We start from the raw sequence: 15,049 nt of genomic DNA on the forward strand, positions 1-15,049 counted from the left end.
ATATGAAACGGGAAGGTATTGGTATGTCTCAATCTCAGTCTGAAAACCGTCGCATCGTTCTGGCGTCCCGCCCTCATGGTAAGCCTGTGGATGACAATTTCCGTCTGGAAAAAGCCCCGCTGCCGGAGGCCAAAGAAGGCCAGCTTTTATTGCGCACAATCTGGCTTTCTCTTGACCCTTACATGCGCGGGCGGATGTCCGACGCGCCTTCGTATGCCGCGCCGGTACAAATCGGTGAAGTGATGACCGGCGGCGCAGTGTCCCGCGTGGTGGGATCCCACAGCCCGGATTTTAAAACCGGTGATCTCGTCGTGGGCAGTACCGGCTGGCAGGATTACGCCGTGGTGAACGCCGGTGAAGTGAAAAAGCTGGAAGGCGCGGCGCTTAAGCAACCGTCTCTGGCATTGGGCGTGCTGGGAATGCCGGGCTTCACCGCGTTTATGGGGCTGCTGGATATCGGCGAACCGAAACCGGGCGAGACGCTGGTGGTCGCCGCAGCCACCGGGCCGGTCGGATCCCTGGTCGGACAAATCGGTAAAATCAAAGGCTGCCGCGTGGTGGGTATCGCCGGTGGCGAGGAGAAATGCCGCTACGCCGTGGAGCATTTCGGCTTCGACGAATGTTTAGACCACCGTGCGCCCGATTTGGATCAGCGCCTCAACGCCGCCTGCCCTGACGGCATTGACGTTTATTTCGAAAACGTCGGCGGCGCGGTGTTTGATGCGGTTCTTCCGCTGCTTAATACCAAAGCCCGTATTCCGGTGTGCGGTCTGGTTTCGCAATACAACGCCACCGGCCTGAAAGAAGGCCACGATCGTCTGTCATTGTTAGCCAGCACAATTTTGAGAAAGCGTTTGCGCGTGCAGGGTTTCATTATTTTTGATGATTACGGCCATCGTTATCCGGAGTTTGCAAAACAGATGGGCGAATGGTTTGAAGCAGGAAAAGTGAAGTTCCGCGAAGATGTTGTTGAAGGGCTGGAAAACGCACCGCAGGCGTTCTTCGGTCTGCTCGAGGGTAAAAACTTTGGCAAACTGGTCGTTCGTGTCGGGCAGGATTGATCCCTGACGGCGTCCACAGGAGGTAACATGAAATTACTGATTGTATTGACATCGCACGATAAACTCGGCGAAACCGGTAAGAAAACCGGTTTCTGGCTGGAAGAATTCACCGCGCCATATTACGAATTTCTGGATGCGGGCGCGACACTGACGCTGGCGTCGCCGAAAGGCGGACAACCACCGCTGGATCCGAAAAGCGATGAGCCGGATGCCCAAACCGAAACCACGGCGCGTTTCCGTCAGGATAAAAGCGCACAACACGCGCTCGCCACGACGGTGAAACTGGCGGACGTGAATGCCGCGGATTTCGACGCCATTTTTTATCCCGGCGGCCACGGCCCGTTGTGGGATCTGGCGGAAGACGCACATTCGGTGGCGTTGATTAAAGCATTTTGGGCGGCAGGCAAACCGGTTTCTGCCGTTTGTCACGCGCCCGGCGTCTTGCGCAATGTGCTGCTTGACGACAACACGCCGCTGGTCAAAGACAAGCGCGTGACCGGGTTCAGCAACAGCGAGGAAGACGCGGTGGGTCTGACGGAGATCGTGCCTTTCCTGGTAGAAGACGAGCTGAAAAAGCACGGTGGCGATTACAGCAAAGCCGCCGACTGGCGTCCGTACGTGGTCACCGACGGCAAACTGATCACCGGCCAAAACCCGGCATCGTCCAAAGCCGTTGCACAGGCATTGCTGAAATTGCTCGGCGGCGCAGAGATCAGCAAATGATCTGACTCTGCTGGCGGCAAAGCATCACTGACAGTGATATACAGCGGATTCCTGTGGTATAAAAGACGCAGAAAAGGTGGTCAGTTTTACTGGCCACCGTTTTTTTATTGCGGCAATGGCCGCGACATTGAAAAAAAAGAATAACTTTCTTCATCAAGGAGTCAGTCACAGTGAAAATTTCCACCCTGTCACGCGCGTGCGCTATGTTGTCTGCCAGTCTGATTTTGGCGGCATGTAGCAGCAGCCATCAAGGCTTATCCAGCCAGGTTGCGCCGGGCACCGCGTCACTGCCCGTGTTATCAGCGGACGAAGCGGCCAACTTTACAGCGAAAAAATATCTGGCCTTTGGCGGCCCTTCTTTGCAGGTTCAGCAACAGGGCTGGTTCCCTAAACTGGCAAGCACTGACGCGGCGAAAACCAACTTTGTGGTTGGCCCGCAGTTAGGCACGGATGGCGCGTCGTATTCGAGCGTACAACAGGCGGTAAATGCCGCACTGGCCGTGCGTAACCACGGCGAGCGTATCTTCATTAAAATCCTGCCGGGCACATACAATGGTGCGGTTTACATTCCTTCTGGCGCACCGCAAATCACCTTGTTCGGTGCCGGTAACAGCTCAGCGGATGTCACGCTGACCCAGACGCTGGAAGCCTCTGCCGCACCGGCGGCATACCGTGCAACCGTCAGCCCGAACGGCCAGTTCCTGCCGGGCGACCGCGCTTTCTATATGTTCCAGAACTGCGCCACCCTGACGACCGAAACCATCGGCACCGGCTGTACAGCGACCGTCTGGTCACAAAGCAACGGCCTGCAATTGCAGAACCTGACCATAGGTAATGCCCTGCTCGATACCGTAGACGGTGGCGATCATTCAGCCGTCGCACTGCGTACTGATGGCGATAACGTGATTCTGGACAACGTGCGTCTGATTGGCCGTCAGAACACCTTTATGGTGAACACCGCCAACATCCACAACCAGACCGACAACAGCCGTTACAGCCGTGTTTACGTGCATAACAGCCTGATCGTAGGTGATGTGGATTACGTGTTTGGCCGTGCCAATGCCGTTTTCGACCACGTTGAATTCCACACCGTCAGCAGCCGTGGCGTGAAACAGGCGTCCATCTTCGCGCCAAACACGCCAGCCGCCGCACCTTACGGCTTCCTGGTGATCGACAGCAATCTGACCGGCGACCGTGGTTTCGAGCAGGCAGCAAAAGCGAAAATGGGCCGTGCGTGGGATGTCAGTGATTCCAGCAGCCAGCTGGTGATCCGCGACAGCAGCTTCGACAACAGCTATGACCAGATGAACCCGTGGGGCGACGCCGTCTTCTCCGGTCATCCGTTTGTGGGCAACGTGCCGAAAGATGAAAAACAACAGCGTAACCTGAACGACACTAACTTCAACCGCCTGTGGCAGTACAACAACGTGCTGACTCAGCCTGCGAAGTAATTCAGTCTGACGCAATAAAAATGCCGCCGGAGGAAACTCCGGCGGCATTTTTTTTAGCAGACGTTCTGTCCGGTTATGCCCTTTCGTTGCCGAGACGGAACACTGAAACCGTCCGTTCCAGATTTAGCGCCTGCTCATCGAGCGACGCCGCAGCACTGGCGGACTGCTGCACCAGCGCGGAGTTTTGCTGCGTCACCGTATCCATTTCGGCCACCGCCAGCGCAATCTGGCTGATCCCCCGGCTTTGCTCATCCGACGCCGACGCAATTTCATGAATAATCTGCGTAACGTGACGGACGGAACCGACAATCTCTTCCATCGTATCGCCCGCTTTTTCCACCAGCGTTGAGCCGTTATTCACGTTGGTGACCGATTTCTGGATTAACCCTTCAATCTCTTTCGCCGCCTGCCCGCTGCGCTGCGCGAGACTGCGCACTTCGCTGGCGACGACCGCAAAGCCACGCCCCTGCTCACCGGCACGCGCCGCTTCTACGGCGGCATTCAGCGCCAGAATATTGGTCTGGAAGGCAATGCTGTTGATAACGGTGGTGATTTCAGAAATTTGCTTCGAGCTGACGGCAATCTCTTTCATTACGCCCACCACGTCGGAGACCAGTTTGCCACCACGCGCTGCTGTGTCCGCGGCATCAGAGGCCAGCTGACTCGCCTGCGTGGCGTTATCGGCGTTCTGTTTCACCGTCGAGGTGAGTTGCTCCATGCTGGCCGCCGTTTGCCCCAGCGCCGCCGCCTGTTCTTCGGTACGCGCCGACAGATCAATGTTGCCCGCGGCAATCTCACTGGAGGCACGCGTGACCTGAGTCACTCCTTCGCGGATATCCCCGATGATTCCGTGCAGGTTTTTATTCATGCCTTCAATTGCACGGGTCAGTTGCCCCACTTCGTCGTGACTGTGGCTGGCGACGTGCGTCGAGAGGTCACCGGCGGCAATCCGTTCGGCGGTCTCCAGCGTCTGGCGCAGCGGGATCGTCAGCCCGCGCGTCATCCGCCAGGCAATCAGAACGCTCGCAATCACCGTCGCCGCGATAATCGCCAGCATCTCCTGAATGGTCTGGCTGACCTCTTCATGCAGATTACCCATTTCGTGATCGAGCAGCGTATTCGAGGCGGACGTCAGCGCCAGCCCGGCTTGCGCCAGTTGCGCTGTGATTTGTTGCGGATCGCTGCCTGCCGGAGGATTAAGCGTTTGCTGCCAGCTTTCACGGTAACGACGGATGTTTTCTGGCATAGCTTGCACCAGAGACTGATCTTCAGCATCCCACGAGTATGCCGAAACCTCGGCCTGCCGGGCTTCGAGTTTATCCAGCGCCAGACGGTTCTCTTCAACAAATTTGGGGTCTTTGGTCGCCATGTACGAAAGCCGGGAAAATTTTGCACCACTGAGCAAATCGTTGACGGTTTTCAGCAGTGTGGCCTTTTCGGCGCGTTGGTTAATGCTGGTCAGATGATAGATCCCCGACACAGCGATAAAGGATCCCAGCAGCAGCACCAGCGCAAAGCTTGCGCCGAGTTTATTGCCGATGGTCGCATGGCGAAAGCGGCCAGTGATCCCTGAAAGTACATTCATTTTCTTCTCCCTGTTTTCCAAATGGACTGACTCTGAAGTGGCACCGCCACCGAAGAATGAGTGAATAACGGGAGAGTTATCGACCCGCAAGGGTCAACATTTAGAGGGAAGTTAAAATATTTCTTATCAATAGCCCGAAAGGTTCAGGCAATAAAAAGCCCCTTAATACAGGGGCTTGATCATTATTTCACAACGGTATTATTGAGGGATTTTAAAAAACCATTAAATAACCTCACCAATAAACCAGCGTGATTAATCAATTTCCAGAATGCTTACCCACATCGGCGCTTTGCCCACCGGGTAAGTTTTCAGCGTGGTCAGCTGGCCGTTTTGCGGATTGATTTTTGCCACTTCAATGGCATCCGACTTCTGACCGGCCGTGATCATGTACTGCCCGGTGAAGTCGATATTGAAACCGCGCGGCTGCGTCTGCGTCGCATGGTGCCCCGTGAGCGCCAGCTCACTGCCATCGGCGGAAACGGACAGCACAGAAATCAGGCTGGCCGTACGGTCGGAAGCGTAAAGGAATTTTCCGTCCGGCGTGATGTGTAAATCAGCTGCCCAGCAGGTACCGGCAAAATCATCAGGCATGATGCCCAGAGTCTGCACCTGACGATATTCGCCGGTGCCGACATCTTTCTGGTACACATCCACGCTGCTGTTAAGCTCATTGACACAGTAGGCAAAGTGATGATTCGGGTGGAACGCCATATGGCGGGGACCGGCACCTTCAACAGTCCGCAGCTCGCTGGCGGTCTGATGCGGCGTCGCTTCGCCCTTCTGGCTGAAGTCATACTGATGAATACGATCTTCTTTCAGTGCCGGGATCATCAGCAACTGGTTGGTCGGGTCGATGTTGGCAGAGTGCGGTGCCTGGATATTTTCCAGAACCTGCACCGGGGCCAGCGCGTGACCTTTTTCATCCAGCGGATGAATGCTGACGTTATTGAAGCTGTAAGACGCCGAGAACACAAAGCGCCCCTGCAGGTCGATCCCCAGATGCGTCGGGCTGCCCGGCAGCGGAGCCATCGCGGCTTCTTCCAGTTTCCCCTCGTGGTCAATGCGGTACGTCAGCACGCCAAACTCCGGGCGCACGCCGACATACAAACGATGACCATCAGGATGGATAACCATCGGCTGAACCTGTCCCGGCACGTCCACCGTTTGCAGCAGGCTCAGTTCACCATTATCCGCCAGACGAAAAGCGTGGATTTGCTGACTATCAGGGCTGGCAACGTAGACAACTTGCTTCATCACATCTCCTTATTAAAACCGAATGAGTGGGTAGACTTTGTAAAAGCGTAGCTCAGGTTAACACGATAACTCAACGCACTGGCGGCACTAAAGGTGCCGGATCCAAGGTTTAATTAGCAGGCTTAACACGGTAACATGATGATAATTTCTTCGATCCACCCTCACTTACGATGGACTGCTCATGACTTATCGCATTATTGCGCTCGATCTCGACGGTACGCTGCTGGACCGTCAAAAACGTATTCTTCCTGAATCCCTTGCCGCACTGGCCGACGCCCGCGCTCAGGGCATCAAAGTGGTTGTCGTCACCGGTCGCCATCATGTGGCAATCCATCCGTTTTATCAGGCATTGGAGCTCGATACACCTGCTATCTGCTGCAACGGGACTTATTTGTATGATTATCAGGCACGTAAGGTCTTAACCTCTGACCCGCTCGACAGCACGAAAGCGAAGAAAGTGATCGATTTGCTGGATCATCACGGCATTCACGGCCTGTTGTATGTCGATGATGCGATGTTGTATCAGCAACCCAGCGGCCACGTGACCCGCTCTATTGCCTGGGGGCAGAGCCTGCCGGAACATCAGCGTCCGAATATCGTTCAGGTCAACAGCCTGCGTGAAGCCGCAGACGAGGCGCAGGCCATCTGGAAATTCGCCACATCCCATCAGGATCTGGATGCGCTGCATACGTTTGCCGCACAGGTGGAAAACGATCTGGGTCTGGCCTGCGAATGGTCATGGCACGATCAGGTAGACGTGGCGAAAGGCGGCAACAGCAAGGGCCGTCGCTTACAGGAATGGGTCGAATCTCAGGGCATGAGCATGCAGGATGTGGTCGCTTTCGGCGATAACTATAATGACCTGAGTATGCTGGAAAATGTCGGTCTGGGCGTGGCGATGGGCAATGCGGCGGATGCGATAAAAGAACGCGCGGCGCTGGTGATCGGCGACCACGAAACGCCGGGCATTGCAGACGTCATCCGCTCGAAAGTCCTGAGCTGATCTCCGCATTTCGCGCCTTCCCCTGCGACAGAGGAAGGCGTTTTTTCTGCCACAAAATCATTAATCTGTCTTTGTCTCGTTTTTAATCTTTACTGGCCGGATGCAGCGCGGAATTGAGCGCATTTTTGCATCAAAATAGCGGCTCGGCCAGATCGCCGACGGCGGAATACCCAGCGCTTTAGCGATAATCATTTCGCCCTTCGCCCAAGGACGCGCCAGTGCATTAGCCAGCGTGGAGGATCCTAAACCGGCTTCCCGCGATACCGCCGCCAGCGAGGTTCTTCTCTTACGTAACCCGGCAATGATATCCGCAGGGTGCCAGTCATTTTCCTTATTCATCGTTCATCCTTTGTGGTTTGTATGGCATTCAGAAAAGTGAACTACACTTTCACTTTACGATGTCTAGTAACTCTAAACAACAATGATGTTAAGTAATGCTAAACGTAACGTCAATACTCTTTTTGTGGTTATTGACGATGATCTCATACCGATTGAAATCTGCCCGGACGAAAGCGAAGCTCACGCAGGAGAAGCTGGGCGTTATGGCAGGAATTGATGAAAGCACTGCGCGTTCGCGGGTATCGCAATATGAAAACGGCACTTACAGCCCGAACTTCGACACCATGTGTCATTTCGCCCGCGTGCTGAATGTGCCGGAGTGTTATTTCTATATTTTGGATGACGAATTTGCCGAAAAAGTGCTGGCGCTTTATCACGCGTCTAAAGCGCCTTCGGCTTAGCGGTTCACCGACACGCTTTTGATCTGCGCGTACAACCACTGGCCTGAACGTACCATCAGCTCGTCGCGCGCCCACGGCGTAATGCGTGCCCAGAGAATGTGATCGGCCATCGCCAGTTTCACCTCAACCTGATTGCCGACGTCCAGACATTCCAGCACTTTCGCGGGCAAGATATTGCGGATACTGCTGTTGTTGGCCGTCGGTTGCAGCACCAGCGAAACATCGGTGGAATTCACACGGACACGCAGCGGCGTGCCGGGCGCTTCTTCCACTTTGCTGATCCACAATCGCTGGTCGCCAATTGCCAGCGCCGTCATTTCGTAACGCGGATGATGTTCCAGCACACTGACGTTCAGCACGCTGCTCTGCTCCTCTTTCGGCAGCCACGGACGCATGACGTTGCTCGCCCACACGTCCTCCAGCGCGCCCATCGCCAGCACTTTACCGGCATCCAGCACCATCACTTTGTCTGCCAGACGCAGAATTTCATCCAGGCTGTGCGTCACATACAAAATGGGAATGCTGACTTCCTGCGCCAGACGCTCCAGATAAGGCATCAGCTCGCGTTTACGCGGAAGATCCAGTGCGGCCAGCGGTTCATCCATCAGCAGAATTTCCGGTGCCGTCAGCAGCGCACGCCCAATCGCCACGCGCTGTTTTTCACCGCCGGACAACGTCAGCGGGAAACGATCCAGTAAAGCGCCGATCCCCAGCAGACGAACGATGCTGTCGAACTGACTGCGCATCGACGTCGCCATGCCATATTGCAGATTCCCCCGCACACGATAATGCGGGAAAAGACGCGCATCCTGAAAAACGTACCCCACGCGGCGCTTTTCAGGCGGCAGAAAAATATTGTTCTGCGTGTCGGACAAAATCCGCCCGTTGAGCGCAATACGCCCCGTGTCGGGTTTAGTCAGCCCGCAGATGGCGTTGATCAGGGACGTTTTGCCCGCACCGGACAAACCGAAAATCGCGGTGATGCCCTGCGCCGGCAGTTCCTGTGAAATCTGTAAATCCAGGTCGCCCAGCTTCTGGCTGAAATCGAGTTCAAGCATTTCAGCCTCCCAGCCGTATGCGGCTGCGTTTTGCCAGCCAGTCAGAAATCAGTAACGCCGCCAGAGACAGCAGGATCGCCAGCACGCAAAGGCGTGCGGCGGCACTTTCTGCGCCGGGGGTTTCAATCAGGGTATACATCGCCAGCGGAATAGTGCGCGTTTCCCCCGGAATGTTGGAAACGAACGTGATGGTCGCGCCAAATTCACCCAGTGAACGGGCGAAGGCCAGCACGATGCCGACGATAACGCCGGGCACCGAAAGCGGCAGCGTGATGGTGAAAAACACCCGCCACGGCGACGCGCCGAGCGTCCGGGCCGCAAGCTCAAGTTTGGGATCGACGGCCTCAAGCGACTGGCGGATAGCCCGCACCATCAGCGGAAACGCCACCACGGCGGACGCCAGCACGGCACCGTGCCAGCTGAAACTGAAACTGAAGCCGAACCAATTGTAAAGCCACTGCCCGACCACGCCGCGTCGCCCCATCACCACCAGCAGGAGATAACCGATCACCACCGGCGGTAATACCAGCGGCAGATGGATAATGCTGTCGAGCAGGGATTTTCCGGGGAAACGGCAGCGGACCAAAATCCACGCCATCAGAATACCCAGCGGCAGACTGCAAACAACGGCCAGGCTCGAGACTTTCAAACTGAGAAGTACCGCCTGCCACTCATATTCACTCAACATCATGTCGGTTCGTTTGTCCTGAATAAAATGTGAAGCAGCAAACCTAAAATATCGGCAAAAAAAGTAAAGCCTTTAATCAGCGGTCACGGGCTGCCCGAAATGGGGTTTTCAGGGCATGTTACACCCAGGATATCAGGAAAGGATCGACGCTTTATGACGTCATCCCCGGAGGGATGACGTCAGGATTTCGGCGATAAACGGATTATCCGCGCGGTGTGAAACCGTATTTTTTGAAGATTTCAGCGGCCGCAGGCGTTTTAAGATAATCATAGAAACCGCTGACGGTGGCATTTTCGTGGCCTTTGACAATCGCCATCGGATATTCGACCGGCTTGTGGCTGGATGCCGGGAAGATACCAACCACTTTGACTTTTTTGCTGGCAATCGCATCAGAGCCATAAACGATACCCAACGGCGCTTCTTCGCGTTCGACCAAAGCCATTGCCGCACGCACGTCGCTGGCGCGCGCCAGTTTAGGTTCCAGCGTGGTCCAGGCACCCAGTTTTTGGAGGGCTTCTTTGGCATAAATACCCGCCGGAACGTGGTCAGGATCGCCCACAGCCAGACGACTGTCGCCCAGCAGTTTGGTCCATTCGGTTTTTTCAGAAATATCGACTTTATCGATTTTGCTGGTTTTCGCAGAAATCAGCACCAGTTCGTTGCCCAGCAGGGTGTAACGGGTGTTATCAACGATTTCCTGCTTGCTGATGGCGTAATCCATCCACTGCTGGTCGGCAGAGATAAACATATCCGCCGGTGCGCCCTGCTCAATCTGGCGCGCCAGCGTCGAAGAGGAAGCAAAAGAGGAGACAACCTGCACGCCCTTCTCTTTCTGATATTGGGTAGCGATATCCTGCAACGCATTGGTCAGCGACGCGGCGGCAAAGACCGTAATTTTTTCAGCAGCCTGCGCCTGGACGCCCAGACCTGCGACCATGACAGTGGCGGTTAATAACTTGCCCCAGGAGGTTTTCATCAGTTTTCTTCTTCCTTATAGAGAGATATTACGTTATGTAATCACTAATATAGCGGCGAAAAAAACGATGTCATCCGTTTTATCCCTGCGGACATTAAGAACCTGCGGTTTCTTGATCTAAGGCCAAAAATAGAAAGCCCGGCACAATGGCCGGGCTCTTCGGAAAGCGGGTTAAACCCCTTCGCTTATTTGACTAACGGGGTATTTCGGGACTCTTTAGAGTGGCCGACTTTGGAAATGACGTTGAAAACTTCGCCCAGTGCCCAGATCAGGCCCAGAATGACCGCGATGAAAACCGGTACCATGATGGCGGCGAAAAGCAAACTTTCTAATAATTCTAACATGATAGCCTCACTTAACTGGCTGAACGGCCCGAAGGCAGTGTTGGACTTCGTGCTTGAAGTCAAAACGTAAAATCAATCTGTTGCGGATAATAACAGCACGGGACTGTGATTACTTTAGCATTTAGCCAACTTGCCTGCCTGTAGGTTTAACGGCGACAATGAAGAATGATTCTAATAAGGACGCTGCAATGCAAGCCGAAATTCTCTTAACCCTTAAACTCCAGCAGCGATTATTCGCCGATCCGCGGCGTATCGAATTGCTGCGGCAGGTACGCCATACCGGCTCAATCAGTCAGGGGGCGAAGCTCGCGGGCATCAGCTATAAAAGCGCATGGGATGCTATTAATGAAATGAATCAGCTGGCAGACCAGACCCTGGTTGACCGCAGCACCGGCGGCAAAGGCGGCGGTGGCGCTGTGCTGACGCCCTACGGTGAGCGTCTGATCCAGCTGTACGAACTGCTGGCGCAAATACAGCAAAAAGCCTTTGATGTGCTGAAAGAAGACTCCCTGCCGCTCGACAGCCTGCTGGCGGCGATTTCGCGTTTCTCGCTGCAAACCAGCGCCCGCAACCAGTTTTTCGGCAACATTATTGACCGTTCCCATGAGGTTGTTCAGCAGCATATCGACATCATGCTGGCCGACGGCAAAACGCAAATCCGTGCGGCGATCACCGAGCAAAGCGCCGACCGTCTGGCGCTCACGCCGGGTAAAGAAGTGCTGGTGCTGATTAAAGCGCCGTGGATAACCCTTGGCTTTGCGGCAGAGAATCCGCATAACGCCTTGCAGGGTGACGTTATCAGTATTCAGCGCGGTGAGAGCAACTGCGAAGTGCTGGTGAAATTACCCGGCAGCGAAACGCTGTGCGCCACGGTGCCCAACACCGACATTGACCGTCTGGCACTGAAAACCGGCCAGAACGTCTTCGCGCAGTTTGATGATGACAAGGTGATCATCGCCACGCTGTGCTGAAAAGATAAAAAAATCAGAATCTTGCAGAATCAGCGTTAACATTTTGCAGAATTGTCAATTGACTTGAGAGAGTGCAGCGCTTATCCCTTAATTTATCAATCAAAATTCATTTCCCTAAATAATTCGAGTTTCAGGCAGGCGGCAAGAGAGTGAATCCCGATGAGCTTACATAAGTAAGTGATTCGGGTGAGTGAACGTAGCCAACGCACATGTAACTTGAAGTATGACGGGAAAAAGGGATGAACAATGTCGTCGTTGCATATCTCGCAAGGCGTTTTTCGCCTCAGCGATACCCGAACCCTCGCACTTTCCGATCTCAGTATTCATCAGGCCGACAGCTGGGCGTTCGTCGGCTCGAATGGCAGCGGTAAATCCGCGCTGGCCCGCGCGCTGGCAGGCGATTTAACCTTGCTGAAAGGCACACGGGAAAACCGTTTTCCGCACATCGTTCGCCTGTCGTTTGAACAACTTCAGAAGCTGGTCGCCGATGAGTGGCAACGCAATAACACTGATTTACTGAGCGAAGGTGAAGACGATACCGGCCGGACGACGGCGGAAATCATTCAGGATGAAGTGCACGATCCCGCCCGTTGCGCCGCGCTTGCCGCGCAGTTTGGCATCGAAAAATTACTCGATCGCCGGTTCAAATATTTATCCACCGGCGAAACCCGCAAAACGCTGTTGTGTCAGGTGCTGATGCAGCGTCCGGATTTGCTGGTGCTCGACGAGCCGTTTGACGGGCTCGACGTCAATGCCCGCGCGCAGCTGGCGCAGTTGCTGGAAACTCTTGCCAGCGAAGGCCAGACGATGGTGCTGGTGCTTAACCGCTTCGACGATATTCCGGCATTCGTGCAAAACGTCGGTGTGCTGGCGGATTGCACACTGGCCTCCGTCGGTCCGCGCGAGCAGGTGATGGCCGATGCGCTGGTCGCACAATTGGCGCACAGCGAAAGCCTGAACGGCATGGCGGTGCCGGAAGCAGAAGATCCGACGGCGCGCGTGACGCCGCCTCAAGATTCACCGCTGATCGTTCTGCGCGACGGCGTGGTGCAATACAACGATAAACCGATCCTGCACAATTTAAGCTGGCAGGTCGATCACGGTCAGCACTGGCAGATCACCGGGCAGAATGGCGCGGGGAAATCAACGCTGCTCAGTCTGATCACCGGCGATCACGCGCAGGGTTACAGCAACGATCTGACGCTGTTTGGCCGCCGTCGCGGCAGCGGTGAAACCATCTGGGACATCAAGCGTCATATCGGTTATGTCAGCAGCAGCCTGCATCTGGATTACCGCGTCAGCACCAGCGTCCGCAATGTGATCACGTCGGGTTTCTTCGATTCGATTGGCATTTATCAGGCGGTTTCTGACCGTCAGAGATTCCTCACCAGTCAGTGGCTGGAATTGCTCGGCCTCGCTGGCAACGCCGGTGATACGCCGTTCCACAGCCTGTCATGGGGGCAACAACGTCTGGCGCTGATTGCCCGCGCACTGGTGAAACATCCGGCGCTGCTGATCCTCGACGAGCCGTTGCAGGGTTTGGATCCGATAAACCGCCAGCTGGTGCGCCGCTTTGTCGATATTCTGATTGGCGAAGGCGACACACAATTGCTGTTCGTTTCGCATCACGCGGAAGATGCGCCGGAGTGCATCACGCACCGCCTGAGTTTTATCCCTGAAGGCGATGTCTACCGTTATCAGATTGACGCGCTCTGATTCTTCACCCGCCTTCCGGTCAGCGGAGGGCGGTTTTACTGGCGCGTGACTTTTTTGAAAAAGACGTTCTCACCGCTCCCTTCCCGCATCACCTTCCTGGCGCAATTTATTATCTGGTGACCGCAAAAGAGAAAAGCGGGCACGCCGATGTCGTGATCCTGCGTCACGGGTTGCCGGATAAAATATCGGCGTTTCCTTCGGCTCTAGTCTGAAAAATGATGCAAAAGCCTGCTGTGGATAAATCACTCCACGGAGTGTAAGCGATTACACTTAGCGAGACTTCTGGCTTCCGATGCGCTGTCGCAGGTTTTGTGTACCGCTTACAACACCTGTCTGGCAGCATTGAAAGGTGATAAACTGTTTGTGTAAGCGATTCCATTTTATTGGGGATGGATCACCTTTTTCAGCCTTGCAGCGTGTTATCGTTGCATCATGATAATCATCGAGGAGCGATTATGTACGTCTTAGTCACAGGTGGTAGCGGTTACATTGGAAGCCATACATGCGTGCAACTGATTGATGCAGGCTTTACGCCCATCATTCTGGATAATCTTCACAACAGCAAAGTCAGCGTTCTGGAACGTATCAATACGCTGACGGGCAAAACGCCGCTGTTCTATGAAGGTGACATCCGCGACCGCGCGCTTCTCGATAAGATCTTCAGCGAACATCACATTCATTCCGTGATCCATTTCGCGGGCTGGAAAGCGGTCGGGGAATCCGTCGTCAAACCGCTGGCGTATTACGATAACAACGTGACCGGCACGCTGGTGCTGGTTGAAGCGATGCGCGCGGCAGGCGTTAAAAACCTGATTTTCAGCTCTTCGGCAACGGTGTACGGCGACCAGCCGAAAACCCCGTATGTTGAAGACTTCCCGACCGGTAACCCTTCAAGCCCTTACGGCCGCAGCAAACTGATGGTCGAGCAAATCCTCGAAGACGTCCAACGTGCTGAACCGGAATGGAGCATGACTTTGCTGCGCTATTTCAACCCGGTGGGTGCGCATCCGTCCGGCCTGATGGGTGAAGATCCGCAGGGCGTGCCTAACAACCTGATGCCGTTTATTGCGCAGGTGGCCGTGGGTCGCCGTGAATCTGTAGCGGTATTTGGCAACGATTATCCGACGCCAGACGGCACCGGCGTTCGCGATTATATCCACGTGGTGGATCTGGCTGACGGCCATATCGCCGCAATGAAAACCCTGCACAACAAAGCGGGCGTCCACATTTATAACCTCGGCGCAGGCTTCGGCCAGAGCGTGCTGGAAGTGATTAACGCCTTCAGCAAAGCGTGCGGCAAACCGGTGAACTATACGTTTGCACCGCGCCGTGACGGCGACCTGCCAGCTTACTGGGCTGACCCGACCAAAGCCGCCAAAGAGCTCAACTGGAAAGTGACACGCACGCTGGAAGACATGGCCAATGACACCTGGCTGTGGCAATCGAAAAACCCGCAGGGCTACCCGGATTAAGGCAGAC

The 15,049-nt window shown here is 55.0% G+C and carries 15 protein-coding genes; 8 read left to right on the top strand and 7 right to left on the bottom strand.

All coding sequences use genetic code 11. The annotated features are described in order from the left end of the window. Nucleotides 1-23: 23 nt before the first annotated feature. The 3 genes from curA to BV494_RS10660 all read left to right on the top strand — a co-directional run bounded on the left by curA (nucleotide 24) and on the right by BV494_RS10660 (nucleotide 3,235). The gene (gene curA, locus BV494_RS10650; protein ID WP_104922858.1) at nucleotides 24-1,061 is read left to right on the top strand and encodes an NADPH-dependent curcumin/dihydrocurcumin reductase; all 1,038 of its coding nucleotides are present in this window, start codon (nucleotides 24-26) and stop codon (nucleotides 1,059-1,061) included. Between the two features lie 27 nt (nucleotides 1,062-1,088). Then, complete coding sequence (locus tag BV494_RS10655; RefSeq protein WP_104922859.1) at nucleotides 1,089-1,784, top strand: type 1 glutamine amidotransferase domain-containing protein; 696 nt, start codon at nucleotides 1,089-1,091, stop codon at nucleotides 1,782-1,784. 170 nt (nucleotides 1,785-1,954) lie between these two features. Then, nucleotides 1,955-3,235: a putative acyl-CoA thioester hydrolase gene (locus BV494_RS10660; protein ID WP_104922860.1), complete on the top strand. Its 1,281-nt coding sequence runs from the start codon at nucleotides 1,955-1,957 to the stop codon at nucleotides 3,233-3,235. A 73-nt stretch (nucleotides 3,236-3,308) separates the two neighbouring features. Here BV494_RS10660 and BV494_RS10665 read toward each other — a convergent pair whose 3' ends face one another. Together BV494_RS10665 and pgl are read right to left on the bottom strand one after the other, a co-directional pair. Beyond that, a complete protein-coding gene (locus BV494_RS10665; RefSeq protein ID WP_104922861.1) occupies nucleotides 3,309-4,820 on the bottom strand; it encodes a methyl-accepting chemotaxis protein in 1,512 nt (503 codons plus the stop codon). A 252-nt stretch (nucleotides 4,821-5,072) separates the two neighbouring features. Then, entirely contained in the window at nucleotides 5,073-6,074 is a 1,002-nt protein-coding gene (gene pgl, locus BV494_RS10670) for a 6-phosphogluconolactonase (RefSeq protein WP_104922862.1), read from the bottom strand. Nucleotides 6,075-6,255: 181 nt separating this feature from the next. On the opposite strand from pgl, the gene BV494_RS10675 reads away from it, so the two are divergent. Beyond that, nucleotides 6,256-7,077, top strand: coding sequence for a pyridoxal phosphatase (locus BV494_RS10675; RefSeq protein ID WP_104922863.1), 822 nt, complete (start codon nucleotides 6,256-6,258; stop codon nucleotides 7,075-7,077). Nucleotides 7,078-7,137: 60 nt separating this feature from the next. Here the strand turns inward: BV494_RS10675 and BV494_RS10680 are convergent, their stop codons facing one another. Continuing rightward, nucleotides 7,138-7,416, bottom strand: a complete 279-nt coding sequence (locus tag BV494_RS10680) for a helix-turn-helix domain-containing protein (protein ID WP_104922864.1) — start codon at nucleotides 7,414-7,416, stop codon at nucleotides 7,138-7,140. A gap of 137 nt (nucleotides 7,417-7,553) precedes the next feature. Between BV494_RS10680 and BV494_RS10685 the strand changes: the two genes are divergently transcribed. Then, nucleotides 7,554-7,817, top strand: coding sequence for a helix-turn-helix transcriptional regulator (locus tag BV494_RS10685; RefSeq protein ID WP_104922865.1), 264 nt, complete (start codon nucleotides 7,554-7,556; stop codon nucleotides 7,815-7,817). Here BV494_RS10685 and modC read toward each other — a convergent pair. The 4 genes from modC to BV494_RS10705 all read right to left on the bottom strand — a co-directional run bounded on the left by modC (nucleotide 7,814) and on the right by BV494_RS10705 (nucleotide 10,883). Then, nucleotides 7,814-8,875 carry a molybdenum ABC transporter ATP-binding protein ModC gene (modC, locus tag BV494_RS10690; RefSeq protein WP_104922866.1) on the bottom strand — a complete coding sequence of 354 codons (1,062 nt, stop codon included), beginning with the start codon at nucleotides 8,873-8,875 and terminating at the stop codon, nucleotides 7,814-7,816. The genes BV494_RS10685 and modC overlap by 4 nt on opposite strands. A 1-nt stretch (nucleotide 8,876) precedes the next feature. Further along, a complete protein-coding gene (modB, locus tag BV494_RS10695; RefSeq protein ID WP_104922867.1) occupies nucleotides 8,877-9,566 on the bottom strand; it encodes a molybdate ABC transporter permease subunit in 690 nt (229 codons plus the stop codon). Nucleotides 9,567-9,765: 199 nt separating this feature from the next. Beyond that, nucleotides 9,766-10,539 (bottom strand): molybdate ABC transporter substrate-binding protein, encoded by a 774-nt coding sequence (gene modA, locus BV494_RS10700; RefSeq protein WP_104922868.1) that lies wholly within the window; start codon nucleotides 10,537-10,539, stop codon nucleotides 9,766-9,768. A gap of 185 nt (nucleotides 10,540-10,724) precedes the next feature. Further along, nucleotides 10,725-10,883 (bottom strand): AcrZ family multidrug efflux pump-associated protein, encoded by a 159-nt coding sequence (locus BV494_RS10705; RefSeq protein ID WP_104922869.1) that lies wholly within the window; start codon nucleotides 10,881-10,883, stop codon nucleotides 10,725-10,727. A 188-nt stretch (nucleotides 10,884-11,071) separates the two neighbouring features. On the opposite strand from BV494_RS10705, the gene modE reads away from it, so the two are divergent. The 3 genes from modE to galE all read left to right on the top strand — a co-directional run bounded on the left by modE (nucleotide 11,072) and on the right by galE (nucleotide 15,042). Next, nucleotides 11,072-11,854: a molybdenum-dependent transcriptional regulator gene (gene modE / locus BV494_RS10710; protein ID WP_104922870.1), complete on the top strand. Its 783-nt coding sequence runs from the start codon at nucleotides 11,072-11,074 to the stop codon at nucleotides 11,852-11,854. Between the two features lie 246 nt (nucleotides 11,855-12,100). Then, entirely contained in the window at nucleotides 12,101-13,570 is a 1,470-nt protein-coding gene (gene modF / locus BV494_RS10715; protein WP_104922871.1) for a molybdate ABC transporter ATP-binding protein ModF, read from the top strand. A gap of 455 nt (nucleotides 13,571-14,025) precedes the next feature. Beyond that, nucleotides 14,026-15,042, top strand: a complete 1,017-nt coding sequence (gene galE, locus BV494_RS10720) for a UDP-glucose 4-epimerase GalE (protein ID WP_104922872.1) — start codon at nucleotides 14,026-14,028, stop codon at nucleotides 15,040-15,042. The last annotated feature ends 7 nt before the right edge of the window (nucleotides 15,043-15,049 follow it).

Origin of the sequence: Rahnella sikkimica, assembly GCF_002951615.1 — a bacterium.
In the GTDB taxonomy this organism is placed as follows: domain Bacteria; phylum Pseudomonadota; class Gammaproteobacteria; order Enterobacterales; family Enterobacteriaceae; genus Rahnella; species Rahnella sikkimica.

Coding starts and splice junctions, on each gene's coding strand:
- curA (WP_104922858.1), top strand. CDS start 24: ATGTCTCAATCTCAGTCTGAAAACCGTCGCATCGTTCTGGCGTCCCGC.
- BV494_RS10655 (WP_104922859.1), top strand. CDS start 1,089: ATGAAATTACTGATTGTATTGACATCGCACGATAAACTCGGCGAAACC.
- BV494_RS10665 (WP_104922861.1), bottom strand. CDS start 4,820: ATGAATGTACTTTCAGGGATCACTGGCCGCTTTCGCCATGCGACCATC.
- pgl (WP_104922862.1), bottom strand. CDS start 6,074: ATGAAGCAAGTTGTCTACGTTGCCAGCCCTGATAGTCAGCAAATCCAC.
- BV494_RS10675 (WP_104922863.1), top strand. CDS start 6,256: ATGACTTATCGCATTATTGCGCTCGATCTCGACGGTACGCTGCTGGAC.
- BV494_RS10680 (WP_104922864.1), bottom strand. CDS start 7,416: ATGAATAAGGAAAATGACTGGCACCCTGCGGATATCATTGCCGGGTTA.
- BV494_RS10685 (WP_104922865.1), top strand. CDS start 7,554: ATGATCTCATACCGATTGAAATCTGCCCGGACGAAAGCGAAGCTCACG.
- modC (WP_104922866.1), bottom strand. CDS start 8,875: ATGCTTGAACTCGATTTCAGCCAGAAGCTGGGCGACCTGGATTTACAG.
- modB (WP_104922867.1), bottom strand. CDS start 9,566: ATGATGTTGAGTGAATATGAGTGGCAGGCGGTACTTCTCAGTTTGAAA.
- modA (WP_104922868.1), bottom strand. CDS start 10,539: ATGAAAACCTCCTGGGGCAAGTTATTAACCGCCACTGTCATGGTCGCA.
- BV494_RS10705 (WP_104922869.1), bottom strand. CDS start 10,883: ATGTTAGAATTATTAGAAAGTTTGCTTTTCGCCGCCATCATGGTACCG.
- modE (WP_104922870.1), top strand. CDS start 11,072: ATGCAAGCCGAAATTCTCTTAACCCTTAAACTCCAGCAGCGATTATTC.
- modF (WP_104922871.1), top strand. CDS start 12,101: ATGTCGTCGTTGCATATCTCGCAAGGCGTTTTTCGCCTCAGCGATACC.
- galE (WP_104922872.1), top strand. CDS start 14,026: ATGTACGTCTTAGTCACAGGTGGTAGCGGTTACATTGGAAGCCATACA.